Origin of the sequence: Enterobacter cloacae complex sp. (assembly GCF_900322725.1) — a bacterium.
In the GTDB taxonomy this organism is placed as follows: Bacteria; Pseudomonadota; Gammaproteobacteria; order Enterobacterales; family Enterobacteriaceae; genus Enterobacter; species Enterobacter quasihormaechei.
In genome coordinates this window covers 24,863-50,229 of sequence record NZ_LT991958.1, presented here as the reverse complement: position 1 = coordinate 50,229, position 25,367 = coordinate 24,863, and the positions used below count along the sequence as shown (strand labels likewise).

19 protein-coding genes are annotated in these 25,367 nt (G+C 41.3%); 1 reads left to right on the top strand and 18 read right to left on the bottom strand.

Features of this window, described 5'->3' with window-relative positions; all coding sequences use genetic code 11:
* Nucleotide 1 precedes the first annotated feature (1 nt).
* The 12 genes from DBR02_RS23755 to trhI all read right to left on the bottom strand — a co-directional run bounded on the left by DBR02_RS23755 (nucleotide 2) and on the right by trhI (nucleotide 12,609).
* Nucleotides 2-880, bottom strand: a complete 879-nt coding sequence (locus DBR02_RS23755; protein WP_000762003.1) for a hypothetical protein — start codon at nucleotides 878-880, stop codon at nucleotides 2-4.
* A gap of 78 nt (nucleotides 881-958) precedes the next feature.
* Nucleotides 959-1,480 (bottom strand): hypothetical protein, encoded by a 522-nt coding sequence (locus tag DBR02_RS23750; protein WP_001011130.1) that lies wholly within the window; start codon nucleotides 1,478-1,480, stop codon nucleotides 959-961.
* A gap of 269 nt (nucleotides 1,481-1,749) precedes the next feature.
* The gene (locus tag DBR02_RS23745; protein WP_000220379.1) at nucleotides 1,750-2,982 is read right to left on the bottom strand and encodes a DUF7146 domain-containing protein; all 1,233 of its coding nucleotides are present in this window, start codon (nucleotides 2,980-2,982) and stop codon (nucleotides 1,750-1,752) included.
* A 113-nt stretch (nucleotides 2,983-3,095) separates the two neighbouring features.
* Complete coding sequence (locus DBR02_RS23740; RefSeq protein ID WP_000192120.1) at nucleotides 3,096-3,317, bottom strand: hypothetical protein; 222 nt, start codon at nucleotides 3,315-3,317, stop codon at nucleotides 3,096-3,098.
* Between the two features lie 72 nt (nucleotides 3,318-3,389).
* Nucleotides 3,390-5,396: a VWA domain-containing protein gene (locus DBR02_RS23735; RefSeq protein WP_000762700.1), complete on the bottom strand. Its 2,007-nt coding sequence runs from the start codon at nucleotides 5,394-5,396 to the stop codon at nucleotides 3,390-3,392.
* 76 nt (nucleotides 5,397-5,472) lie between these two features.
* A complete protein-coding gene (locus DBR02_RS23730; RefSeq protein WP_000174396.1) occupies nucleotides 5,473-6,600 on the bottom strand; it encodes a DUF3150 domain-containing protein in 1,128 nt (375 codons plus the stop codon).
* Between the two features lie 63 nt (nucleotides 6,601-6,663).
* Entirely contained in the window at nucleotides 6,664-6,837 is a 174-nt protein-coding gene (locus DBR02_RS26810; RefSeq protein WP_001176645.1) for a hypothetical protein, read from the bottom strand.
* Nucleotides 6,838-6,968: 131 nt separating this feature from the next.
* Nucleotides 6,969-8,027 (bottom strand): ATP-binding protein, encoded by a 1,059-nt coding sequence (locus DBR02_RS23725; RefSeq protein ID WP_000063335.1) that lies wholly within the window; start codon nucleotides 8,025-8,027, stop codon nucleotides 6,969-6,971.
* A gap of 57 nt (nucleotides 8,028-8,084) precedes the next feature.
* A complete protein-coding gene (locus DBR02_RS23720; protein WP_000810361.1) occupies nucleotides 8,085-9,062 on the bottom strand; it encodes a hypothetical protein in 978 nt (325 codons plus the stop codon).
* A gap of 60 nt (nucleotides 9,063-9,122) precedes the next feature.
* The gene (locus tag DBR02_RS23715) at nucleotides 9,123-9,500 is read right to left on the bottom strand and encodes a hypothetical protein (RefSeq protein ID WP_000120822.1); all 378 of its coding nucleotides are present in this window, start codon (nucleotides 9,498-9,500) and stop codon (nucleotides 9,123-9,125) included.
* A gap of 57 nt (nucleotides 9,501-9,557) precedes the next feature.
* Nucleotides 9,558-10,430 (bottom strand): hypothetical protein, encoded by an 873-nt coding sequence (locus DBR02_RS23710; RefSeq protein ID WP_000041927.1) that lies wholly within the window; start codon nucleotides 10,428-10,430, stop codon nucleotides 9,558-9,560.
* 394 nt (nucleotides 10,431-10,824) lie between these two features.
* The gene (trhI, locus tag DBR02_RS23705) at nucleotides 10,825-12,609 is read right to left on the bottom strand and encodes an IncHI-type conjugal transfer helicase TrhI (RefSeq protein ID WP_044704554.1); all 1,785 of its coding nucleotides are present in this window, start codon (nucleotides 12,607-12,609) and stop codon (nucleotides 10,825-10,827) included.
* Nucleotides 12,610-12,788: 179 nt separating this feature from the next.
* Between trhI and DBR02_RS23700 the strand changes: the two genes are divergently transcribed.
* On the top strand, nucleotides 12,789-13,661 hold the full coding sequence (locus DBR02_RS23700; protein ID WP_000771834.1) for a hypothetical protein: 873 nt from the start codon (nucleotides 12,789-12,791) through the stop codon (nucleotides 13,659-13,661).
* A gap of 28 nt (nucleotides 13,662-13,689) precedes the next feature.
* On the opposite strand, the gene trhN is transcribed toward DBR02_RS23700, so the two are convergent.
* The 6 genes from trhN to DBR02_RS23670 form a co-directional block, all read right to left on the bottom strand.
* Entirely contained in the window at nucleotides 13,690-16,878 is a 3,189-nt protein-coding gene (gene trhN / locus DBR02_RS23695) for an IncHI-type conjugal transfer protein TrhN (protein ID WP_000776701.1), read from the bottom strand.
* A gap of 18 nt (nucleotides 16,879-16,896) precedes the next feature.
* Nucleotides 16,897-17,952: an IncHI-type conjugal transfer protein TrhU gene (gene trhU, locus DBR02_RS23690; protein ID WP_181231580.1), complete on the bottom strand. Its 1,056-nt coding sequence runs from the start codon at nucleotides 17,950-17,952 to the stop codon at nucleotides 16,897-16,899.
* A gap of 144 nt (nucleotides 17,953-18,096) precedes the next feature.
* Nucleotides 18,097-19,608, bottom strand: a complete 1,512-nt coding sequence (locus DBR02_RS23685; RefSeq protein WP_001256132.1) for a TrbC family F-type conjugative pilus assembly protein — start codon at nucleotides 19,606-19,608, stop codon at nucleotides 18,097-18,099.
* Nucleotides 19,595-20,107, bottom strand: a complete 513-nt coding sequence (gene trhF / locus DBR02_RS23680) for an IncHI-type conjugal transfer protein TrhF (RefSeq protein WP_001286760.1) — start codon at nucleotides 20,105-20,107, stop codon at nucleotides 19,595-19,597. Before trhF ends, DBR02_RS23685 begins: the two co-directional genes overlap by 14 nt.
* 277 nt (nucleotides 20,108-20,384) lie before the next feature.
* Nucleotides 20,385-24,689, bottom strand: coding sequence for an IncHI-type conjugal transfer protein RSP (rsp, locus tag DBR02_RS23675; RefSeq protein ID WP_001232109.1), 4,305 nt, complete (start codon nucleotides 24,687-24,689; stop codon nucleotides 20,385-20,387).
* A 119-nt stretch (nucleotides 24,690-24,808) separates the two neighbouring features.
* Nucleotides 24,809-25,363, bottom strand: coding sequence for a plasmid transfer protein (locus DBR02_RS23670; protein WP_000235773.1), 555 nt, complete (start codon nucleotides 25,361-25,363; stop codon nucleotides 24,809-24,811).
* Nucleotides 25,364-25,367 lie beyond the last annotated feature (4 nt).

Below are 25,367 nucleotides of genomic sequence, written 5' to 3'. Positions count from 1 at the left end.
ATTAAAAATCTGTAAGACCTAAATCTTTATTTCTACCACAAACTGTAGAAGATATAAGACGTTTTACTCGCTTTCGAGCACTTCGGCCTGACGTATCTTTCAAGTACATCGGTAATGACAATGATGAGATTTGATTACTTCGCTTATGATGGCAGACTATATAGCCCTGCCTCCACCCCGAACGCACAAACTCACGGATGCGGTTAATATATGCCGAAGCTTGAGATTTTGTACTTATCGATTCAGAACACTTTAAGTTCTGTTCGATAGAGTAAAGCTCAGCCGCCATTAATTTCACCTCATACAGGTCATCCCCATAACTTATAGTTTTCAACAGCTCTTCCTTTTCCCGAATGAAAAATACTTGCTGCATTCCAAGGATCAGGTCATAGGCCTCTCGAAAGAGGTCGATAAGCTTATTACGAACATAAATCATAAACTCCTCAAAGTGCTGAAGCCAGAAATAAGCCGCATTACTTATTTGTGAATTGTGAGAACAAACAAGCCCTTTAGCAAGCTCGACCTCTTCCTCCCGAAAAGTAAAGTTACTTTTCTTAAACCGACTTTGTTCAAAAATGCTTTGATGCATTTCTATCCATACAGAAACAAAACCGAGGGATTCAAATTCTTCGTTTAACAAATGTAAACTTTCGAAGATTTTCTGAATTTCGATCCCGATGTCATATGACAGTGGACATTCTTTTATAGAATAAACATAACCGGGTAGGAAGTGAGATAAATGCTCAGTTCGCAAATATAAACTGAATTTAAGTTCTGTCAGTGGTTGTTTCAAAGATAATTTAGATGATTCGCTTATATTTACTGGTTCAACACCATTTCTAATCAAAATAGCTTTTACCAGGTCCGTAGCTAACTTCATACAGCCTCCAGTCGTTATTGAGGCCTCCCTGATGCAGGTTGGCCATCAGGGAAAATATGTAAATCAATTAGCAACCAATCAGACCGTTGCCATTACATTGTCAATGTATCTGACAAGGGATGGGCGGTCGTCCTGTAAGGCAAAACGGCGAAGGTCATCAAGATTATACGCAGGAAGATAATCAGCGTAACCTCGAATACGAAGGTCCTCAACCACAACTTTTATATACTCAAATCGTCCAAGATTTCCTTTTAATGGGGGTTTTCCTGGACTAGACAGCATATCGTCTGCTTGCTCCCATGTGATTTCTTTAGCTTCACCACTATGTAGATCAAGATGGACATATATGAATGACTTATAATCTCCACGGCAACGAAGATAATATTTCGGATAGAAATATTTGTCACAACGCAACAAACACGTTCCTGAAGGACGAACTACGTACAACAGGTTTCTGTCATTTTCTAATATGCCATGTTTCAAAATCGTTATATCTATCTCATTATCATGCAGCAAATAGCATGACGATGGTTCATTGACGATGCGCGATTTTATAACAGCAGCAAATTTATTAAAAACTTCGTTAGTTTGAAAATTCATTAAAATGCTCTCCGATGTAAAACGACGAGCATCACCATAACGGTAATACTCCCGTTATGGGTTTTAATAGTTTATGGAATAACCATGTCATACAACCGACCATAGCCAGTAGTACCGCACATTTATTTAACTGAGCAAGCATCTCAGCCGTGAAAAGACCTTAAAGGCAGGTAATTATCACGAAGGAAAGCGGTTATCTTATCAATACAATTTAAAAAATAATATTGATAAGATAACCCCCCCCGCAAAATGCGGGGGAGTTATCGTTGTTACAGCTGATTAAGACATTCAGGAGCCCAGTGAATCGGGAATCCATCCTGCCCTGTTAACTGGAGAACATCGTTCCAGTCGATACCCTTTTTCCCATCAGGAATATCTTGTGCTGGTTCGAAGACTTCAATTGTCAGCTTTGATGCGGGATATCGTTTAGCCAAAAACTCAACCATGCGGCTTTGAAGTCGCTGAGCAGCTTCGATACCGGCACGAGTGCCTTGTGAGTTAGCAATATCCTTATCCGCCCAGATATAAAAGTTTATATATTTTACATCCGGCGGAGGCAGTAAAAAATCAGGAACAGTAACGTTTTCAAGGCACCATGCGGAGCTGGCTGCCCAGCATGGTGTTGAAGTCGCTTCTACAACAGAAAGCGCATTCTCGATCCCTTCAGCCACTCCCAGTGTCCAGGTCGAACTACCTGAATCATAGTGAGGGTCAAACAACTGAATTGAGCCACCTGTCATATCGGCAGGAGGCTTCATCATCAGCTTTGGATTTTCTACAGGTGCCTTATCACCGTTTTTGTCTACGTATGTTCTATGGATAGTCAGAGGCCGACCTCGGGTGTCACGATAGATTGCAATCATTCCCGGATAGATAATCGATTTCTGCTTATCTTTATCCCAATAGTAGATCCGGTTATTAAAGCCTAAATCCTTTGGTAAGTGACTCAGTAAGCGGGAGATCCCACGATTACGGAGGTACAAAGCAACAGGAGTATTAGGCTTTATTTCACCGGTATAGTGATACATCACATCAAGTTTTCGCATTCGCTTTGCCACTTCCTCTCGGTCAAGAGTTTCTGTGGCACGAACTGCTGATTTATAGCGTCGTTCATTTTCAATGTCGGCGTCAGTTAACGGAGCATGCAGATCCATCCCGAAAAAATCTGAGAGAATCTTTTTGCAAGTCTGCGTTTTACTTAATTCATAATATTTCGCCAGAACATCAATTCCGTCGCAAAACTCATTTACCGGAAAGTCATTATGGATCGCACATCCGGTATAAAGGTCTTTTTGTCGGAAACGAAACTTCGATTTCCCTGCGCCAGTAAACGGGCAAGGAACCTGGCTCGGGGCTTTTGCACAAGCGTCTTTGAAAGCAGGTATTCTTTCGAATATATACTTCCAGCCAGACACTTCAGCAATTCGAGCATGAACGAGTTTAATAAAGTGTTCAGATACTTCCTGTGGTTTACGACGAAGAGCCGGGGATGCATAAGTCATGATGATCTCTCTTATCTGGCATTGTGAGTTTCTCAATGCCTTCTGCGGTGCAGAAGACAGGGAGAAACCCACAACGCAGAATTTAAGAAAGAGGGCCCGGGGGCCCTCAACATTTATGCTTCAGTCGTGAAGCCATTATTCTCAAGACGCTGTATGTAGTTATCTACAAGTAACGCAGCCTGCTGGCTATTACCCTCCGCTATAGTGACTTCGCGGAAGATTCTTTCCTGAGGGCTATCATTGCTTATAACTTCACCAACACGTCCGAAAATACGGACTTTATGCATCGCACCGACTTTTTCATGTTCTACACGGTAAGTTTTTATCTGAGTCATATTTTGCTCCTTATTCCTTCATGGAGCAAAAAGACCCACCGGGGCCTTTTTGCCCCGATTGGGTAGAGTTTATTAAGAAAGTATTTGATGAACTAGCTTACTGACTTCAATAGACAATAAAGAAGTATCATCAACTGTTACGAAAGTGTCCGTTTCAAAACCAATTATTTCATCAGTCTTAATACCAACACCAACGATTTCTATTCCATTACATTTAGCCTTTTCCATAACTTCGACGATAGTAAATTCCGATTTATTCGGATAACCATCAGTTATAAGAAAAATTATTTTCCTATCGAATTGGCTGTCAAGTAACAGATCAACAGCTGCCATTAAAGCAGATCCCGTAGGGGTATAATAACCCTTACATCCAAGAGTGAATTTCGATAGAGATTCCTCAACGCTTTGATCAAACGTTTTGATAATCTCAAATTCACTTTCCTTGAAGGGAAAAACTATATTGGAGACATGCATTTTTGACAAACTTTCAGCGGCCATCGATAAAGCAAGATCTGACTTAATGGCATGAATATATCTTTCATCATTAGCCATTGACGCTGAAATATCACGAACTAATACGAGGCCAACATGCCCTCTATTTTTAGATTCGCTTTGAGCTCTGAAGACATCACGAACTCCCATTTGTGACAGAATTAATCGATTTCCATCGAAGGTAATTCCACGCTCATGAGTTTTGTTTCGGCCACGCATTTTAACCTGCTGTAAAACAGACAAGTCGCTACCGATTGAATGACTCAGAGACAAAGCCTCATTGTAAACATTCAAATCGATAAGGAGATCAGGGATATCCCATTCAGAAGCACCGAATTCGGCTTTCACGTCATCGGATACTTTTGATGCAATACCTTCAATCTCTTTAGCCAAAGCATCGTGATAATCTTCGCTATCCTCATCACTGCTAAGAAAGGCATCCAACAAATCTGCCAGTATCTCCCATTGAGCCGATGAAAAGTTACTTTCATCTTCAACGTTAGTCGAACTGGCTTCATCTGATTCACTCTCGGAAGGGTTAATCGCATCAGTATCGTCTTCAATAATGTTATCACCCGTGGGATTGCCACCGGTGGGTTCATTATTTCCCTCGTTATCTTCAGCAAGTTCTGAAGGCTCAGAACATCCCTCTTGAGCAAGATCAGCGTTATCGGAAGTATCTGCCTGACCTTCACTATCGTCCTCAGAATCATCCTCACGACTATCAGTCGACGTAAGCGATTTATCTTCTGATTCGGTATCGGTATCGGTCTCGGATTCATCATATGCCTCCTGCTCCTCCTGCTCTGTCTGCTGCTGTTGTTCCTTTGCCTCATCCCGCAGTCTCTCTAAAAGAGCCAGGGTCTTACGAGCAAGGGATTCACAGCCCTGAGTATTTTCACAACCAAGAGCATCATGAAAAATTTCCTCAACATCAGAAATTACTGGAGAAAGTATCTTTTGGGCATAGTCAAAAAACGGATCGAGGGTTTCTTTGTGACCTACCTGCTGAAGGACTTTTACTCGCAATGAGTTAAGCAGATACCACTCAATAAATAGGACAGGATTTTCCGGACGAGAAGATATATCAGGAGTCATCCTTCCGGCTTTAACCATCAGTGCGTAAGTGGCTGCAAGCCGCCGCTTTGCATCCGGATAATCGTTACCAACCTTCTCTTCCATCTGTACATCATCGAACAGATTTATAAGCCCGGTAAGACGTTTTGCCCTGCTATAAGCTTTACGTTTCTCAGCGAGGCTCTCAAACTCTGCATTCATTCCGTCATCGAAGCGTGTAAACCCTTCAGATGACATGAGAACACTATTAAAGGCGTCACTGTAAACCTCACTGACGGTATAGCGACCATGACCAGCTTCATGACAGGTAAAACCTTCAATCAGACTGACAAAGTCATCATCGCTATAATCGCCGTTTGGTAAAACACAAACTTTATTGACAGGATCAAAATACGGTCCTTTGGTATTGTCGTCTATTACAACTCTTACATCGCCTAAGCCGCTAATGACTTTTGCTATATTCTGTAAACGCTTAATATGGCGCGGCGATGATTTAAGATCTAATTTCATAGAATACCTCTTTATAAAAAGGGGTACTCACCCAGATGGTGAAGTACCCATCTGGGGTTTTTAATAAAGCAAACAGTTACCAGCCTTTGAGCTCGATATCAAAACCATTTTCAGCATTGTCTTCCTGTTGCGAAACTGATTTCTCAGGTTCAGCTACAGAATCAGTGTTTGAAAACGTGCTGTTTTTTATATCGTTCTCTACGACAGGTTCAACCTGAAACACATTTGTTGAATCTAAAATAGCTTCAATACCTGTGTTCTGTAGCGCGTTCGGTTCTGTTTGTGAGCTTTGATTAAATGATCTGGTAATAGATTCCAACCAGTCAGTAACCTTTTGCTCTCCTGAAATAATACGCTTTAACATTGAAGCATCACTCATGAAATAAAACCACTGCTGTAACACCGCAACGTCGCGAGGTTCAGAAATGGCACCTTTAGGTAAATTATTCATTATGTGTTTTATAGCTTCTGCAAGTACTGCCGCCTCTTTATGTATAAACATGAAGCTAATGATCTTATTTTGCATTTGCTTCAGTCGGTCAATAGTACTTGAGCGCAAATTATTATTTTTACTAATTTTTTCATAAACCCTCATTGCTTCTTCTGCCAGATCTGTTATCAATTGTTCCTGATAGTAGTCCTGGGTTTCATCACCTTCAACGCTAATAGGCGTAAAAGGAATAAAGTGAGCAATATTAAATCTAAAGGATTTTATGAAATCATCTTTAGTTAATTTCAACTGATCAATCAAAGAAGACATTCTTGGGCTTCTATTTTTTTCAGCCTCAATATGCATCTCATAATTGTCTACAACGTTTTGAATACCTGCCTGAAACTCTCGTTCAATCTCTTGGGCCCCTTCCAGAAACTCTTCCATACTGGAAACTGGTAAAATCCACATATTGCTATAGCGGATGCACAAGCGTGAGCAAAGGGTTGATATTCTGCTGGTAATCGTACTTTTGAAGCTAAGGGCTTTTATGTCAATCCAACGTACTTCGCTTTTAGATACGCTTTTTTGATCCGTAATATCATCTCCATCATAAGACAAATCGATTTTATCGGTTCGACGCGATCCTTGACAGCCACTTATTTCAATTTTTGTTATAACTGCACCTTCCAGTAAATCTGGATATGATTTTGCAAAATTCTCAGAGATTTGTTTTGCAGATACTTTGTTAAGCATTGAAGTATTTAAAGTCATGGGTTTCTCCAAAAAAAAGGGGAAACCCTCCCCAACGGGAAAGATTTCCCGATAGGGTTGATATTAAAGCTTCTCTGGTGCAATTAAAAGAATACCGGGAAACTCAGCGGCAACATCATCATTGCCCATTGCTCCCTGATACATATAACCTTTTAATTCCATTTCTTTAATTAGACCTTCCATATTTATTTTACCATCATGATAAAACAATAAAGAATAGTCGTTATTCAGTTGCATAAGTCCAGTAAAATTAGTTCCGTTTTTTGCTATAGCAATGGTAGCAGCACCATCCGTACTTAAAAACGCACTAAATTCAAGATGGGATAACTCTGAGATACAAATATCAGAGGTTTCATAACAAATCCCATCTAACTCGACTTTTTTGCTGTGAAATACTCCAGCGATTTATCCTTGTCTTCGCCAAGAGAAAGATCTATAGCTTGAAGAACAAGATCGACCACATGTAAAGGTAAAGCAGAAGCAAAAGCTATTTTGAAAGTGTCAAGAAGACTAAAGGTTTTTAACGTCATCGACGTGCCAACCCAAGCTACTAATTGACGAATATCCATCACACTGTCTTCTGTACCAGAGTCATTTACTGCAATCGCTACTCTTACGAACTTCTCAATGACCTGAAAAGGCAAAGAGCTATATCGTTTAGTAAGCACATTGGTTAAAGCAACTTTGTCGGGCTTCTCCATTTCAACTATCAAGAACCGCTTTATAAAAGCTGCATCTTGACGTTGAGAAGAAACGAACCGGCGAGCGCCTCCACTCATGTTTGTGTTTGCAGTACCAATAAATCGCGTGTAGCCATTAGCAGTTATAACCTCACCACCATTAGCACTGAGTGACCAGGGCTTACGTTCAATGGGCATGTGAAGTTTTGCTGCCGTATCAGGATCGATTTTGTCCACTTCATCCAGAAGAATGAGGTGACCATTACGAAATCCCGTTACCAAATCGCTGTGTACAAAACCTGTATTACCACCATTAAGACTGCGCTCACCTTCAAGCTCATCAACTCGAATATTGCTGTTGATCTGCTTAATTGTCAGCGGCCAATTCATCATGTGGCTAATGTACATTACCATTTCAGTCTTGCCAGAACCGGACTCACCTTTAAGACACACACTTAAATCTATATCCGGACTGATAAGCAGTTTAACCACTTGTTCAAGTATTCGGGGATTTGGTATGTAGTCTTTGTTCAGCGGAGCTCGATACGAGGTTTTAGTTTTGAAAACAGGCACAGCCATCTTTGGATCCATTTCTGGAATACCAAAAAGGTCCTTTGCTAGAACTAAAAGATACTCACCTTTATCCACATAATGTTTTAACTTTATAACATCCGGGGAAAGAAGAGCTTCTAATTTTTCATAAGCATCAGAAGATGTTTCATTTAACTTCATAGCGGCATTAGACATTTTTAACTCCGGTAAAATGCAAACACCGCCCTCTGGCAGATGTTTGCCAGTGGCATTTTATTTGAGATTCATTTGGCAAATAGTTGCCATCAGTTTCCTGATTTGAGGCACATTATAACCAAGATGATTTCCCACTATTTCAAAAGCTTCAGACATGATCCATTCAAAATGATTTTCGAATATTGGATTTATTTCTAACTTGCCAAAAGCGTTTCGTTTAGTTAACAGATCACATGAAACAAGCTCGTCAAACAACTCTAATGTGGATTTAAAAGCTTTTATGTAAACATCCATAATTTCCCTGTCAGTCCATTTAACAGCCAGTTTTTTTTCTGACATTAAATAATCCTGATCAAAGAAGATGTCCCAGCCCATATCGTCATTGCAATCATGCAAAATGATTTCATCATCATTCCTGCATTCAGCTAATTTCGTGTTTTCACTAATCGAACGATGCGAATGATAATAGAGCCATGATTTTAATTCCGCTCTAAATTCACATGCATCAAGTCCATGAGATAAACAAGTGTATTCAAATGATTTTGACATATACCACCGTGTTTCAGCTTCTAAAAGTGGATTCACTGTGATATTACCATTGTCATCTTTGAAGAATAACTTTCTCCTCAACACTAGTTCTTTAATGATTTCCAAAGACTCTTCCATAGCGGATAGAAAAACAACATACACATCCTCAGGGGTCCATTCTATTACCAGACCACCCAAATCTGGGTTATATTCTTCAACCGAATATAGATAATCTGTTTCTGCTGCAAAATTAATTGTATGCAAAATCTGATTTTTAAGTAATTTGGATTTTTCATAAAGGTGATTTTCACGCCTTTCAGAATCATAATTTATCTCAGAAATGTTACTTTCATCTGATTTAAAGTTTAATCCGGACGTGTATGCATCATTTAAATGCTCTTTGGGTGAATCAACTATTTGCGTTATTTCATCTTCATCTATATCGAATATAGAAAAAAAACTAAGTTGATTACTACTTATTGCAGTAGCCCTAAATTTTTGTTTCATGGGGACTCCAAAAGGAGAAATCCCATGAAGGGATTTCTCCCCTTTAGGGTGGGTTTAATGTCAGATCTGATTAAAGCTACTTTGTCCAAAACCTTTTAGAGGTTTAGGTATGTGAGCCAACTTACTTGTTGCTACCACTCTCATGTAGTCAAGAGGATGTTCTCTCCCTTCAATCATAATAGTATCGACAACAATATAACCGGAGACCATCAACTCATCACCCTGATTTATACCAGTGAAACAGGTTGAATACATTTCAGGCGACACCTTGATTTGAACTGAAAATTCTCTCTCAGTGATTTCACCATCAACTTCTGTCTTCATCCTATTTTTGAGCTTTATTAACAAACCTATACTCTGGTCAGTCATTTTTTTCTCCACAGCACTGATAACTATCCCGGACACTTTTACTTCATTGATATATTCAAGATATGACATTTTCCGCTCCTCGATTTGTTCAAAGAGAAGCCCCGTTAGGGTTCCCCCTTAACAGGATTAAATAAATTTATTAGTTACATACATGAACGTGCAGACTACCAAACAGGCAATTCCGGCAATATGTAACCAATTTCTTGTTGGTTTAGTTGGTGCAATCGCTAAAGAGTTCTCCAACTTCTCTGTTACAAGACGTCGATTCTCTGCTTTAGCCGCATCATCTAAATATTGAGTTTCACGCTTAGCGAGAGTCTCAATTTTCGATTTTATTGCATGGTCCCATCCTTTAGTTTCAAAAACGCTTAACTCACTAAAGGTGTGCGTCATGAGATCTTCTGGGAAACCCAGTTTTTTCATTAACGGACGAATGGTATCATACATTTTTTCTACATTTTCGTAGTGGGCCTTTACTGCGACATCAAAACGCTTACGTAAAGTTAATTTTTCACGTTTGCAAATGATGTCCGAAACCCAATTTATTAACTGCTCATTTTTGAGTTCACTGGCTTTTTCAAGTGAGTAATCCAGATTATCCACGTCAAGAAATGAATTTAATCCGTATTTTTCAAACTCCTCAACAAGATATTTATCCAGTTCAGTTAAGCTTTTAAAAAGTGGTACATCTGGGGAAGCTTTAAGAAGCTTATAAGCTCCTTCGAAATCAATTTTCTTGACCACGAGCTCCACAACATCCACATGATAATAGCTTGAATAAGCAGAAAGCTTTTCGGCCAACAAAGACACAGGCTTAAGAGACTTAAGTTCAATGATATTTGGGCCGTCCTCATTCAAAATAACAATCAGTTCATTATCACGTTCTGTATATTTCATCAGAACTTCTAAGAGCTGTTTGTTTAGCGCCTTATCCATCTCTGGAATAATTTCACTAAAGGTTTGATGAAGGGCTTTACTGCGAGCTTTATTTTTAGACATTTGGGGTCACCTATATATAGTAAGAAGGAAGAAACAAATTTTTGTTTCAACACGAAGGCAAAGCCTGTCATTCATCTCCCGTAAGCTATGAACCGCCTGATTTATACTATCTGGCATTAGAAGTACGCAACAAAAATAGCCCCAGGAGGAGCTAAATTAGTTACGGTTTGGTAAATTCAGATTGCCTTTTGCAGGCATGGGAAGTGCACCAGCGACAAAGGTGACATTTTGCCGGTGGTGTCTTACAGCTTGTTTAAGCTGGCCGCTTTTCACGGCTAAATCAACGCTTAACGCGAAAGTAACTTTAAGCAAAGTTACTCAAATTTGGGAGCTGATATTTAAGCTCATTGTTTTTATACTATAGCTTTAAGCATAAGTAAATGCCCATATCGAATTATTCTGTATAAAGTGGAGAAATTCGAATATTAGCTGCTTCTTTCATCTTTTCTTCACTGCATTCTCTTAAAAAGAAAGAAGGATCACCATACCACATTACAAAAAGTTGCTTTTCTGCACGCGTAAATCCAACATAAAGCAAACGTCTTTCTTCTTCTATTGCCTCCTCCCCAACTGATCTTTTACTTGGTATCTGATCCGCATTACAACTCATTATTATTACTTTATTCCACTCAAGACCCTTTGAACCATGCAAGGTTGATAGGACTACTTTCTCTGGGCTGTATTCCTCGTCCTTCTTCCTAGGGCCTAATGACATTGCAGCAGCACGATTTATCATATTCATCCAACCAGTCTTTTCTGCCCACTGTTTACAAGTGTCTAAAGCAATTTTTGTTAAGGTTGCTGTACCTTTATTACTCCTCATCTTGATTGACGACGATTCCATCCATTTCGTAAGGTTGGCGAAACGTTTTGCTATCTCAACTTTATCAGAACTTTCCTGGGTAAAGCGCACGAAGTTTGAATGTAATGTTTTTGTTTCGAGAGAACTGTCCTCCGGGATGGCAAGGTCGCCAAAAGTAACTTTTCTTCCTCTCATACTCAATGCCACTTCATCCAAAACTGATTCCTGTTCTCCAAACAATGCCAATACTCTCTTCATTAAGCGAGGATCATTTGATTGTCGGAAAAAGGCCATAAGGCTTAACACATCGCTTGTTTCTTTTTCATCCCAGAATGATTTACCTCCGTAACGAATTACTGGCTGTTCGATCAAACTTTCTAGCTCATCCAAGTGAGCATTATTGCGGCTTAGAATTGCCCATCCATGTGGATCCTGATTTATAAGGCTTAAAATACCCTGTATCTGTTCCTCCATATCTACATATGAACGAAAAGTGACCTTTCCCCCTCCCTTTTTTGCCGAGCGTAACTCTTTGGCATAACGGTAAACATTCTTTCCTATCAGTGCTCCGGCCACCTCTAAAATTTCAGGTTCACACCTAAAGCATGTGTTTAAGTAAAATATGTTAGGTCTGAAGTGTTTTTCAAACTGTTGAAATATTTTGACTCCTCCTGAGGATCTGAAGGAGTAGATGGCCTGATCATCGTCTCCAACTATACTCGTATAGACTCCAGCTCTTGTATGCAATGCTATCCATGAGAATTGTATAGAGTCAGTATCCTGAACTTCGTCTACTATCAAATGTGTCAAATCTAACGTGCGCATTTTTCCCGAATGCATTTGACCGACAACAAATTTTGAAAGAGCATTGAGGTCCGCCACATGGTCTTTCTGGCATAACGCCTGATAGGTATTAAACAAATGGATCTGTTGTCTGTTATGCCGAACTGAAATCACATCCGTATCCATTTCTCTGCCGATAGCATCAATAACGAATTCAGCTTCAGCAAACTTCATCGTTACACCGGATTCTTTCAAAGCCCGGTGAATGACAGATCTCTGTGCTGGCCCTATCAACATCTTTCCCGGCCAGCGAATCATGTCCAGTTGCTTCTTAACGAGTCCGTGAAAAGTATCCACCAGCACCCGGTCAAGATCCTTCTTGCTCAATCGCTTTTGTAACTTTGCTGCAAGTGCGTTTGTTGCAGCGCGAGTAAAGGTCACCATCCCGATTCTTGCATATGGATACTTTTTGAGAATCGATATAACCGCTTCTATCATGGTGAACGATTTGCCTGATCCAGGCGCTGCTATCACCATATTGTTTGCGCTAGCATTCTCGATAACAGGTCTTTGCTCTTCTGTTGGCTTACCCATTTCAACCTCATTACTTCGTTTTAATAATTATACATTTTTATAAAAGCGCTTTTCTTGTGTACTGCTGGTTCTACTGGAAATCACTTTTTTTCCTTTTTTATGCAATCAGGTTGTTTGTGAAACGCGTGACTATGGAATAATGGTTCCATCTCCAAAAGACATTACAAAAAGGGCTTTAAATGAAACTTTTACGTTTAGTATCTCTGGTCTCTTCTGTCGTCATTGGTTTTTCCCTATCGGGTTGTGCCGGTGACACCGGCACTACGCCAGGCACCGCTCTGAATGCGTACAGTCACGGCCAGTACTGGCATGCTAATGCAAATGATTCTGTCGCCAAGAATGCCTATTCGTTTGCTGGTTTCGACGTTAATTTTAAGGAGCAAGAGGTTACTCCTGGAGGGGATGCCGACAACTTTCTTTCTAAGTATCTCATCAATAGTTCGATGGGCTACGTAACAGGCGGTCTAAAAGGTTTTGGGATCATGAGCCTCAGCTCTTTGTACAGTTCTTCTGACGCCGAATACATCCAGGTCAATCAATACCTAGTGTTCGTCCCCAATCCAAAAAAATTGCCTTACAATGATGAAAGTTTGGTACGTGAGGGAGCTAAGTATGTTTTTGAGCATACAAAAGCAACTCAGGCCTCATTTGGATACAACCCTGAAAAACAGAAAGCAGCTCTGGCCACATGTAAAATTGATATGGCAGTCGTCAATAAATGGAGTACCTGTGATCTGCCCTCTAAGCCTGATGCTGATGTTTTCCCTACAGATTCAATGTACAGCTTTCAGGCGATTCGCCCCGCAACAGGAACCGAAATTCCTGAGCTAAACCTTCCCGCTGGTGATTACGCTGTAATTCGTTATGTGTTCATCCCATTTAAAGGAAACGAAACAAGCGCTGATTTTTCGGGTATCATTTTCCGTTCTGATAGCCCAAATACAACAACTCCAGGGGGTGTTGCAGCCTCCATCAACGGAAAAGATTATTACCTCTTTACCGGTGAATACGGTAAAAAAGGCTTCCCAGAAAAAACATTGAAAGCCAAGTAATTAAAAAAGGGGCCTAACGGCCCCTTCTTCAATATTTCGGCAACTGCTTGCCCGTAACCGGATCCAGCGTAGTTGAACCTACCTCACATATGGCCGGTCGAGGTAAATAGCTACAATCTACATTTTCCTCTTTTATAGCCTGAGCATTTTCTTGTCTGGCCTTTATCATATTTTCTTCACCGCCCATTGCTTCCTTGGTACGTTCTGATGGAAGTTGATAGTTCTCATTCTGGAATGGTAAGTTTTCCACAATTGATTCTTCGGAGAATTTTGAATATTGATCAGGAACTTCTCCTACCTGAACTGCATCATTAATCCACTCCGTCAGATCAATTTTATCGAAATCCAGTTGCTGTATTTGCTTTATTGATAGCCCCACGCAATTAGAGGCGACAGGGTCTATTCCTAATTGCGGATAAGCTTGTTGCATAATAACGCGTGACAACATGGAATTATAACAGCACATGTCTGTTGCTTTTTTAACGCATTTCTTTGTGAAACCAACATTCAGATATTTGACGCATCGTTCCGTATCTAATGTAAAACAGGATTTTTGATTCTTATGAATAGAAGCTTCCATCTCTTTCTGGTCGCATGCTACCAACATTTCTAAAAGCATTTTAGTGACCTGATAGGCTGTATAAATCCAACCGATCACGTTTAATGCAAGCATAAAGTTTTGAACCGCAGCCGAGAAGACAACCTCTCCTCCGGTAGTAGCAACGTTCTTAAAGACAAAGTCACGAACTGTATCTGGTAGCAATTCGTAGGCTTTCTTCATTGCCATCTGCTTAAGCTGACCTATACCGAAGCTGGACATTGTTTCCTGTGCCAACTGGCCAGCACCTCCTGCCCCTCCAGAAGTTGCGGAAGACCCAACTGCCCTGCTTAGATTACCAGCGACGTTTTCATATACGCTCGTTAAGGAGCTCGTGACGTTGTTCCACATTTGCCCTACTGTTTTACCAGCTGATGCAGTCCACTCTCCGACCGCATTAGACATAGAAGCCCATGTACCTGTATCACCGCCGGTCCATTTTATTAGCTGAGCATTAACTCTGGTCCAGTTTGTGTTTCTGATCATAGATCCGGCAAGCATGATACCTTCAAGTGCTCCTGCGGTTCCCTGTGGTGCTTCGCAGCAGTCCGTCTTTGCCAGGCCATTTACAAAGCCTACTGAACGACCACACCATTCAGGTTTTCCTTCAAAGACGGAACATGAATTGGCATCGTTAGGGTCTTCGCATTTGGCTTCGCCCTGCATGTACTGAACCATGTTTGAATAAGCCGCAACTTTTCCAAAATCGTTGTTCTCTTCCTTTGGCCCAGTTTCGCATGTTCCACCTGAACATGGGATCATGCCAACACAGGCATTTGTAGAAGATTCAACCTCCCGAACTACATCCTTCCCTCTGTCACAGGTGTATTTCTGTTCATACATGTAGCAACTGTTAGTGCCCTCATCGAACCAACCCTCTGCACATGTTTGTTTATCGAGTACACATGCTGCATCATTTTTATAAGCACTACATGCATCAGGCATACTCTTTATTTCTTCATAGTTGTAACAGAGGTCCTTTCCATTAGCGTCTTTCATAATTTTTCCACTAGCGTCATAAGAGCAAATTTTGTCTTTGGCCAATGGATCACAAAAGTAGCCTTCAAGGTTTGTCTTCCAGGTAAGAAATCCTTTATCACCTTCATACAGAGGCTTTGCCAATGAAAGCACGCTTTCCGGAAGCCGTTTTGTGCCAACATCCATATCTTTAAACCGATCGAAACGGCAGAATGTATTCGGAGCTTGTACAGCATCGTAACAACCAGCTGGTTCCTGGACGTGCTTATCTTCGAGCTTCATATTTTCAAAAGTCAGCTCAACCTCAAAATACCCTTCACCCTTCCCACCAACCCATACTCTGGATGCCATTGTCACTTCTCGATCAGGCTCCTCATACACCGATTTTCTGACCTTATCAGTCACATCGTAAACCTTGTCGAGTTTCCACGATTTTTTTAACTCCCAAGATCCCTTAGGAGCCGGATAGTCACTTTCTCGATATGCACCATCTATGTGAGCAAAAATCTGCGTGCCATCAAGTGTTACCCGCATGTGGTCATCCCACTCCGCGTTAACAATCTTTGCTGAGGCCAATTTTGCATCCGGATGGAATTTTAATGTCAGTTCGTTATCATATACCCCGTCACTCCAGTAGTTGTCATCACGGCGACCAAACCATATACGCACACAATTATCGCCGCACATCGACATGTCTCCGTTTCCGCCTGAAATGTAAACAGGGACTGAAAAATCACGGGTTATCGTGCAGCTGCTGAAGTTATCTTGCTTAGGCGAGTTACAGTAGAACTCTTTGTAATCAGGATAGTGTGTGGTTACTGTTTTTTTAGAGGTCTCAACATTACAGTTCTGAAGCCAGTTTCCAGTACCAGCAACAGCATTTGTTATCTCATTTCTCCCCGCAGTAAACATGGGATCGTTAGGCTTTATAGATGATGCCGGGTTGTCCTTGTTAGCATTTACGAGGGTGCGGTAGGCAACGCCATCATAACTTTGAGCATCAAATAACTGGCTTTTCCGATTCTTTATATCGTTTACAAAGCCATCCTCATCCCCATAACGATCTGCGGCATTGAACTTAATATCGCTGTGCTTTTGCTCTGAGCTGAAAATCTCTCCGGTATTTGTTTTGGTTCCAGGAGTAGTATTGGGATTACTGCTTATACCAATGTTGCCATTAGCATCCCGAGAGAGCAGCTTTGCCCCTTCCTTGGTATAGTTTGAATTGATTGTCCCTCCAGACATACTCGGCAGTTGTACGGCGCTACCAATGGACTTTCCATCGGATGCGGCATTTTTCATGACACTTTCATTTGAGTTCCCTGCCCCATACTTTCCGAGATTAAGATTAGCGGATTCGGCTTTACCCACGTATTTCTCGGTGATCTTCCCACTGACATTCTCGCCTGAATCCGCATTCTTGTACTTCTCAACAATGTCCTGAGCACTGGTTGTCGCATTGCGATTTGCGTTAGGATTAGCAAGATTAAAGTTACTTTCGAGCTGGTCAAATATAGCGTCTGCCGCATAAATACGAGGAGTCATTACCATATTTATGAGAGAGATATAAAAAGCCCAACTCATAGTATTGGCAATCATTGATGCAATAATAGTTGAAGCTATCGTTTTTCTAAGTTTCATTATTTTTACCCTTAGAAATCAAGCGCCTGGTATATATCTGACGCAACAGTCATTGTAACGCCACAACATATAGACATAATTATCATTGCCTATTTTTTTGCGCCCACCTTTAAGGGTTGACCAGTCATGTACCGAATCACCAAGACGATGACAGCAATCCGGCCCTTTCGCCTCAGGAGTTGGGAAAAGCATTGAAAGCCGATACTGGGAACGAGGTGTAAAGTATTCCCACGTTTTCTCACACATTGCGTCTGCTCCCATCGTTCGCATCAGCATTCCCTGGCGATGTAGTTTAGTCAGAAGACGCTGGGTTATCAGTGAACTCGTCCTTACAGCGTCATCATTTGCGTAAATGTGGCCGGTTAATGGATAAAGGTTGCCATCGCATCCGGCACAAAAGTATGCAGCGAGATTATCCTTTCCTGCTGTTACTGCTACACAGTCAGCAGCGCACACCATTGAGGCAATTGGGTTTGCAAAAACTACTGCCTCTGGATTCAGGACGAGTGTAAGCAGATCACTTTCCCACATAGGGTCCACTTCGCTTATATAGGTCAGGCTGGCATCTATATAGGGTTCAGCAGTGCACTCGCCAATAATCAGTAATTTGAGCATTGTCATGATTGGGAACTCCCAAAGATGAACATCGTAAAATCCGGCTTCAGTTGCTGTCATTGGCTGATTTGTGTTGCTTTTACCAATATCAAACTGCGATTTTTGAAGCATCGTGCCTTCAAGAAAGGGGCTGCACCAGGGGCTCTTTACAACTTCTACAATCTTCACCGGCTGAAAGAAGCTCAATTGCCAACCTATTTCCGGTACGCCGTTCTGATCTGTGCAGTAGCAACCCGGACGTGAAGGAGCAGCGCCTTCTGGAGCTGCCCCTATGCCCATTATCCTCATGGGAAAAATGCAGCTCCAACAGATATTCTTAATCAAGCCCTGCCACACTCCAGCTGACTGACACATAGCCCCAGGGACTCCAGCATCTGCTGCCATAGCCATACCCGGTATAGAAAGCGAAAGCATAACTGCTACAATGAACTCTAAAAGTAACTTTTTGAATTTTTTCACCATCATGCTCACTTGGATGTAATAAATGTTGCAACACTTTCGATATAGTCGACGGCTTTGGTAAAATAACTTCTCATCTGGTCCGGATAATTTAGCGTCAGCCATGTTGCAAAGAGAGCGCCTATAATAAATCCGAGTTTCATCTTATTTTTCCTCTGAAAGATTTGGGGCTCCGATACCACGGACTTCTGCCTCGCTAAACAGGGTGATCCGGAATTTATCTTGGTCAGTAGTTATAAGCGCAGGTGTGTTTTTAATCTGAAAGCGTGAGATGATCTGTTCGTTAACTTTAAACACCTTACCGTTAAATTTTTCACGTAAATCATTTAGGTGATCCCATCCATTATCTTTTTGGATACGGGTAAACATTGGCATTACTTTTCCACTACCCAGACGTTGTCGATACTGCTGCTCAGCCCATACCAGCTGGCCCGGATTGAGTGGATCGAAAATTATCATCGTCAGGTTTTGAGGAAATCTCGAAAGTGGATTAATCAACTCACCGGCGGAAGCTATTACACGGCCCTGCTTATCTTTTACGTCCTGAGTGACCCTCACTGTAGGGTCAATTAAAAATTCTTTGTGTTCCTGGGCAGGAGGGAGGTCGACCATCCATTGATTTTTCCATGTGTCAGAAACGGCCCTTTTTTTTGCACCTTCCCAGTCATATTTTTGTGCACGTTCTTCCAGTTCTTTAATGATGCTCTTTTCTTCAACGGGATAAGTGGTACCAGCAACCGGGAAAATATCCTGATCGGGTTTTTTAGCAAGTTCTCGCTGAAAAAACTCAACGTTGAAGGAGCCTACCATTTTTGCAAAACGAGCTTGCTCCCTAGAAATAATTGTCGGTACTTGAGTTACTTGATACTGACTGAAGCTATCAGGATCAATTGTAATCAAAGGAGATTCAAATTTTCCTTTGACAATCATTTGGTTTATTGCTGCCTGTGTCTCTGGTAGCCGAGTAGTTCCTTTCTTTAGACCATTGAAAACTACACGAGCTTTATGCTCTGAGGCCGTACGTAGAAGGTCTTCCAGTACATAATCCGGCAAGCTAAATGAAGCAAAGATCGTTATTCCATTTTCAGTTGATAGTGCTTCTTCACGTGTGCTATCCATTTTTCTTTCGAAGTCAGCAGCTGTGATGCCCGAGGAACCAAACAATTTTTCGATATTTTTAGATTGTCCTCGCATGACTTCCGGCTTATTTTCCACAGCTTTCAGAGCCGCTTCATTAAGGCTGGCGTTTTCTTGAATTTCATCACGTCTTCTAATTATATCGTTGACAGCTTCAGAGTTATTACTTTGGGCCCTGATAGCCTGGGTATGGTCTATAACTGCTTGAACACTATCCGCATTCATACCGGGGACGTAACCACGGTTTATTTGCTTGCTCAGGTCCTGGTTTTTTTGGAGTGCTTCAGCTTGCGCTATGTACTTCTGCACATCTGGTGATTTTAGCGTAGCATCAAGGCTAAGAGCCCCATCTGGCTGCTGTGCACCTTTAGCCTGTGCCCCAAGCCCTTTTGCTTGCTGAGCGATTAGGTCAGCATCATGTTGATACTCAGTGCTTGCATTTGTATTACTTAAAACTGCACATAACGCAAGTCCAGGAAGTATTGGTAAATATTTTTTATTTACATTAAAAGATCGCATATGTTTTCCCAATTACTGAATTCAGCTTTACTGTTCCCCAAAAACGGGAATCCCATGAGTGATCGGTTTGCCCAATTAGGAAAACTTCGCCTTCAGGAATTATCAATTCTTTTTCAATCAAAATGGACGGAATATTGTATTTCTTCGAAATACGACGTGCATTAGCTTCAAAAAATTTGTCCCCGTTATAAACCCCATCCATTGTTACTTTAAGTTTGTCACCGCCCACACCGGCAACAATTTTTATGACTCGTTCATTTTCTGGGATAAAACGTACCGATTTCGGCATGTTAAATGCTATGAGTTCACCAGTTTTAATACTTTTATCCGAATGATCAATCATATAAAAATCAGCAGGCAGGCACCCATTCAATAAACCGTATCCAAATGTATAACGGGTGAAAAAGACACACATAACGAGAATCAGCAATAAAATATTAAGGGGGACATACCAATCCAGTATAAGCAGCCCTCTCTTTTTAGGTATGTAGTCGCTCATATTTTTCTCACTGGCACTGAAGAATATTTTTACTAGGCAGATGCACCTCTATCCAAGTAATTATTATCCATGTTTTTCAACGCTCGGAAGTCTGCAAACCAACCTAATATTCACCTATAAGAATGTTAATTCCTCAGCATGTATACGCAGCTTTGTTAGCGGCCATGAAAGATGCCTTTGGAGCAAAGTTACTTTCCGACATTAATTTTTCAAAGGTCCAATTATTGGGTATAAAAAAGCCGGGACATAATGTCCCGGCTTTATATTTAAAAATTAACTACTCACTGCTTGGTATTGATACAGTGTTTTCAGACTTACTTGCCTCTTCAGCCGGTCCGAAAACTGTCACGTGCTGTGTTGCAAAGTCTCCACTATCATCATAAGCAATTACTTTTATGTCCTGCTTACCACGGTTAAGGTTTTTAGAAAGTGTAGCCGTACTACCGAAAACGTTCCTTAATTCGCCGTTGATGAACCATTCATATCTAACCATTTTTCCATCAGTATCATCACATTTATTGGTAAAGCTCCAGCTTAGGTTGGTTTCCGTGTAGCTCAATGTACAATTAGGCACTGCGTTTTTAACGACATCAAACTCAACAGATGCTGAACCTCTCTGTCCAAGTTTACTAACAACATCAATTGTAATCTCGTATTTCTTTTCTTTTAAACCCGAGATCAGTTGAGCCCAATAATTTTTGCCGCTGGGTATTACTTCACCGTTCACCTTGTATGTGACCGTATCTATCGAGTCCGCCGAATGAGATAGCTTGATGTTTGACCTTAAGGTTACATCGAGTGGAGCTCTCATATATTTGTTAGAGAACTTGGGTGTCATCTCAACGTTCATTGGCGTTTGTTCATCGACAACAAAGGTATTTTCGATACGCTGTTCATTGTTTCGGTTATCTTTGAAAACAACCATCAATGTATATTTGCCAGGATTTTCAATTGTAAATTCTTTGGTGTCACCTTCATCTTTAGTGATTACCAGATTCTCTTTGTCGTAGATCCATTCACGGGAATAAGTAACACCAGGATAGTCTCCATCCTTAATACCGCTCAACGCAACGCGTAGGGTGGTCGGTGCCATGTCGTATTTAAGTTTGGAGCTTATTTTCATCTCGGGAAATTTATAAACCCACGATTTGACAGAAACTCTACGGGTAGAAACCGTATTCTCCTTATTGTCCGCTAACCATGCACTGTATTCAAAAGCAGCATATCCCTGTTTATCCAACATTTGCTCAGTAAGGGTAACAGACAGTGAAGAGCCCTTAAATGTCTGGCCATCCGGTGTTTTCCATTCTTCAACTACGTTATTACCATTCTGGTACTTACTGTTAGGGTTCGTGAACTTACCTTCCAAAGTAACTTTTTGACCAACCTCTACCTTTGAAACCCCCGTTACCGAGACAGAAAGGCGCTTGGGTTTTGCGGCTGCCAACCGAGCAGACGTTTCCTTCCATGAAGACTCCTCTGCCAGTTCATCGGAATCAAGGTAACGCATCCGGGCATAAATCGTAGACGGTAGGGTATCAGCTGAAGCCACAGTGTAAGTTGTATCTCCCTGCACCCAGTTGACTTTATCCTCTGACCAGAGAACCTCAGCGGTGCCTGCTGGTATAGGTTCATCGTTATCAAGCAGGGTTACAGGTATATCTGAGCCCTGAAGAATGTCTGTAACATCTATACTGAGCTTAGGCTGCTTGTAGGTAACTACCGTTAAGGCATCTGTGTAGGAAATCTTGGATGTGAATTTATTAGTCATTTTTGCCCTATAAAGCCACTTTCCTACTTCTGTCTTTTTGATACTTACACTTCTCTTTCCGGTCATGTCGGAAAGCATGGTCCAGGTTTGACCATTATCAGAGGACTGCTGCCATTCGGTGGGGGCGAGTGCATCAGAGTTAGCCGTACTGGCAGATTTGAAGCTTACCAGAGTACTAAGTGGGATCCTTCCGATAATAAGGCTTTTCGACAGGTTACCCTCCAGTTCCTCACCTTTATAGATTCGAATGCCTACAGCACTGGTCTCACGTTTCATTTCAAAATCAGAGAATGGCGATCTGACCTTAGCCACACCAACCAGACGCATATTACCCAGATCCATATTTTCAATTTTAATCTTGGTTTCGACAATGCCCGCATCATTGACCGGCAATGCTTCAGTCAGCGCAGTTCTTTCGTATGTAGTTTTATAACGGCCTGTTTCTGGATCTTTGCCGTATACACTTTTTTGAGAGTATATCGTGACGTCCCATTCTCCCATTGTTTTACGGTCAAATGCACTTTTACGTGTGGAGTTGTTATAACGCCCCACTGTTACCTTTAAGGGCACTTCAAGAGATGTGGCTGTTTTTTTGTCATCCACTTCCATCGATGCTCGAATATTGAAATCAGGCACCGTATATACGTTGAGGGTGTCTGTAGTTCTTAATTCTGGATCCTTTGAGTATTCTACAGCTATGTCAAAGACGTTCTTTGTCCACAATGGTGCAGCAGCAACCTTGACCCTTTGTACAAAGGTCGTTGCATCGTTGTTTGAGGAACGATTTTTAAATGACGTTTTGACAGCCTCAGAGCCGTTTTGAGAGACGATCATCGTAACGTCAGCTGGTACCACCTTCGCTAATATTCGAGCGGCCTCCCCCCCGGTCGTATAAGCCAGAGCAGTGTTCGGATTGATGCCTGCTATGACTTTATTCTTTTTGTAAGAGATGATCGGGTTGTATGGTAATTGTGTGGTCAGAGTACGGCGATTCCTTGCGGAAACCGCTTTAGAGCCCTTCCCGTTAATCATATAGACTTGATAGTCGAGCAGATTCTCACCTGTTTTATTAAAGAATCCAGTTAGACCCGGGGTACGTCCTTTAAAATAGAACTCCAACCCATCAGGGACATTGTTCCACTGAGGGTAGCATGCTGTAACATCTGATTTTTCCCCATACCAGGCGAGGTAAGCATTCGCATTTTCCTCTGTGGTAAACAGAGTGCATTTATCACCAGCTGTTTGACTAAGCAGGTCCGTATACTGACGTACGCGCGAGTAAAGAGTTACGTTTTTTTCCAGATTCTTAAGAGTGAATCCAGTAGGTTGATAAGTGAACACGGTACTGAAATTTACGTTTTTTCCATAAAGGTTTTCAGCCACCACAGTAATCTCGTGATCCGAATTAACTGCTAAATCGTCTCCAACCGGCAGGTAGTAAATACCTTTATAATTTGTAGGTGTTAACGAAACTACTTTGTTGTCTATTGTTACTGATTTTATGTCAGCAACCCCAGCCTGCCCCTGGAAAGCTGCAACGATAATCTCGTTCAGGAAGTATACGGGTGCTCGTTTAGTTAATACCTGCCCATCTTTGAGAACCATAAGCGTTGGGTTATCAGACAGCATCAGTTTGCTTTCAGGCTCAGTGTACGTAGAAGAGTTTTTGCTCGTATTTTCTACTGTAAAAGTCGCTGCGTAGGACCCGTTTATAAGATCCGTTAAGTCAAAGATATAGAGGTACTCATCACCGACTTTTTGAGGTCCACTTACCGGCTGTAAAGTTCTACGTAAAGGGGTTGCCCAGGACTGTTTGAAATCAATCTCAGTGCCATCATCTAAAGTCACTTTAGTCGTCGGCTTAAACACGCCATCCGGAGTCATAGTGAGCGACATAGCTGTTGGGAGCCACCATTCACCTTCTGTTTCTTGCTGGGGTACCTTAACGGCCACAGCAACGGTTTTGGCTCCGGTATAGATGTCCTGGCCACCTACTTTGATTGTTTTAGCCTCATCGGTAAAATTCCAAAGTGTATGGTCTACTACAGGAGGCCGATAATCCCAGTTAACAACAAGCTTTTTGGATTCAGGAGGTGCGAAATAATTATTCTTAGAGTTTGCTGTAATTGTGATATCACGTGAACCCAAAAGTTCATCTGTATCACTGGCCTTAATGCTTCCAACTTCAATGGTACAGGAAGTTCCGCCAATAGGTACTTCACAGGCGGAGCCTGAACCTATTGAGATGTATTGAATATAATTGCGGGGTTCAACAGAAACAGCGATATCTTTGATCGCTTCATCCTTTAAATACGATTTGAAAGAAAAGCCGTCATAGACTAATCCGTTCAGGGATGATTTAAGACCGGTGATAGTTGGTTTTACCGGTGCCACACTTTTGATTGAATATTCACCTTTTACTATTTCAACTTTTTTCCGTTCAGAACCAGAGAAGTAAGAAATCTTGTAAGGTAGTTTTAAATCACCGGTGGTGTTGGGAACGCCTGAAAGAGTGAAGCCGTTAGAAGTTAATCCCAAGGTATTGGGTAACCACTCAAAAAAACAAACGAGGTTATCAACAGAGGAAGTCGCTCGATCATCAACCGTTACATTACAGGCTGTGCCTGCACCTGAGGCAGTGATAGTGTTAGAATTAACGTATGCAACAAAGTCGCCCGGCCCCGGGTCAAAGGATACGGCTGGCAAATCAGCCTGTAGCTTTCCTGAAATCATAATCGCTTCAGCATAGACCGCTTTAATCGGAGCAATTAAAGAAAACAACAGGGCTAAACCTAAACCTGATTTTCTCATGACGAATACCTGTTTTTCTGAGCAAAATTAAACTCACTTTACGATGAAAAACAGAAATATCCGTTCGTATAACATTTAAAAAAACCTGTATTTTTCCGTATATTCCGTATGTTAATGCGCTATTTTGAATTCTTGGCTTCAGATAAGCGAAGCGCGGTAATTATAGACTCGGAGCTTACCCAGGGCGTTTTTTGAGCAAGATATCCAAGTATGTAGAGGCCAATTTTAACGCAATCCATTTGTGAGACGGGGACCATGTGCATGAAGGGTTTTAAGCCATCTTTATCGACTGGAACTATCCCTGCGGATAACAACAAACCGCCCCTCTCGTTTGGGGTAACGCTTATATTTTTGTATACGACGTGGCCATGATGTGAGGTTTTCCTCTTATCAATCTTTAAAGTATGCATGATTCTAAGAAATACAGATGCCATCTGCATAACTTCATTCGTCGACAATTTTAGAAGTACAGAACGGTTTGAGCCCCAGTCATAATCTTTTTTTGCGTTCCTTGGAGCGACGTGCAATGTAAGATAATAATTATCAATCTCATTTGAAAAAGGTGAAGGTTTTGATGAGCTAACATCTTCATTGTTCATCTCAATGACAAGGGCTGCATCCTGACCAAATGCTTTAACATTATGGTTTTTAAGAGCGAAGTCTGAAGTTGCCATATAA

Coding starts and splice junctions, on each gene's coding strand:
- DBR02_RS23755 (WP_000762003.1), bottom strand. CDS start 880: ATGAAGTTAGCTACGGACCTGGTAAAAGCTATTTTGATTAGAAATGGT.
- DBR02_RS23750 (WP_001011130.1), bottom strand. CDS start 1,480: ATGAATTTTCAAACTAACGAAGTTTTTAATAAATTTGCTGCTGTTATA.
- DBR02_RS23745 (WP_000220379.1), bottom strand. CDS start 2,982: ATGACTTATGCATCCCCGGCTCTTCGTCGTAAACCACAGGAAGTATCT.
- DBR02_RS23740 (WP_000192120.1), bottom strand. CDS start 3,317: ATGACTCAGATAAAAACTTACCGTGTAGAACATGAAAAAGTCGGTGCG.
- DBR02_RS23735 (WP_000762700.1), bottom strand. CDS start 5,396: ATGAAATTAGATCTTAAATCATCGCCGCGCCATATTAAGCGTTTACAG.
- DBR02_RS23730 (WP_000174396.1), bottom strand. CDS start 6,600: ATGACTTTAAATACTTCAATGCTTAACAAAGTATCTGCAAAACAAATC.
- DBR02_RS26810 (WP_001176645.1), bottom strand. CDS start 6,837: ATGCAACTGAATAACGACTATTCTTTATTGTTTTATCATGATGGTAAA.
- DBR02_RS23725 (WP_000063335.1), bottom strand. CDS start 8,027: ATGTCTAATGCCGCTATGAAGTTAAATGAAACATCTTCTGATGCTTAT.
- DBR02_RS23720 (WP_000810361.1), bottom strand. CDS start 9,062: ATGAAACAAAAATTTAGGGCTACTGCAATAAGTAGTAATCAACTTAGT.
- DBR02_RS23715 (WP_000120822.1), bottom strand. CDS start 9,500: ATGTCATATCTTGAATATATCAATGAAGTAAAAGTGTCCGGGATAGTT.
- DBR02_RS23710 (WP_000041927.1), bottom strand. CDS start 10,430: ATGTCTAAAAATAAAGCTCGCAGTAAAGCCCTTCATCAAACCTTTAGT.
- trhI (WP_044704554.1), bottom strand. CDS start 12,609: ATGGGTAAGCCAACAGAAGAGCAAAGACCTGTTATCGAGAATGCTAGC.
- DBR02_RS23700 (WP_000771834.1), top strand. CDS start 12,789: ATGAAACTTTTACGTTTAGTATCTCTGGTCTCTTCTGTCGTCATTGGT.
- trhN (WP_000776701.1), bottom strand. CDS start 16,878: ATGAAACTTAGAAAAACGATAGCTTCAACTATTATTGCATCAATGATT.
- DBR02_RS23685 (WP_001256132.1), bottom strand. CDS start 19,608: ATGCGATCTTTTAATGTAAATAAAAAATATTTACCAATACTTCCTGGA.
- trhF (WP_001286760.1), bottom strand. CDS start 20,107: ATGAGCGACTACATACCTAAAAAGAGAGGGCTGCTTATACTGGATTGG.
- rsp (WP_001232109.1), bottom strand. CDS start 24,689: ATGAGAAAATCAGGTTTAGGTTTAGCCCTGTTGTTTTCTTTAATTGCT.
- DBR02_RS23670 (WP_000235773.1), bottom strand. CDS start 25,363: ATGGCAACTTCAGACTTCGCTCTTAAAAACCATAATGTTAAAGCATTT.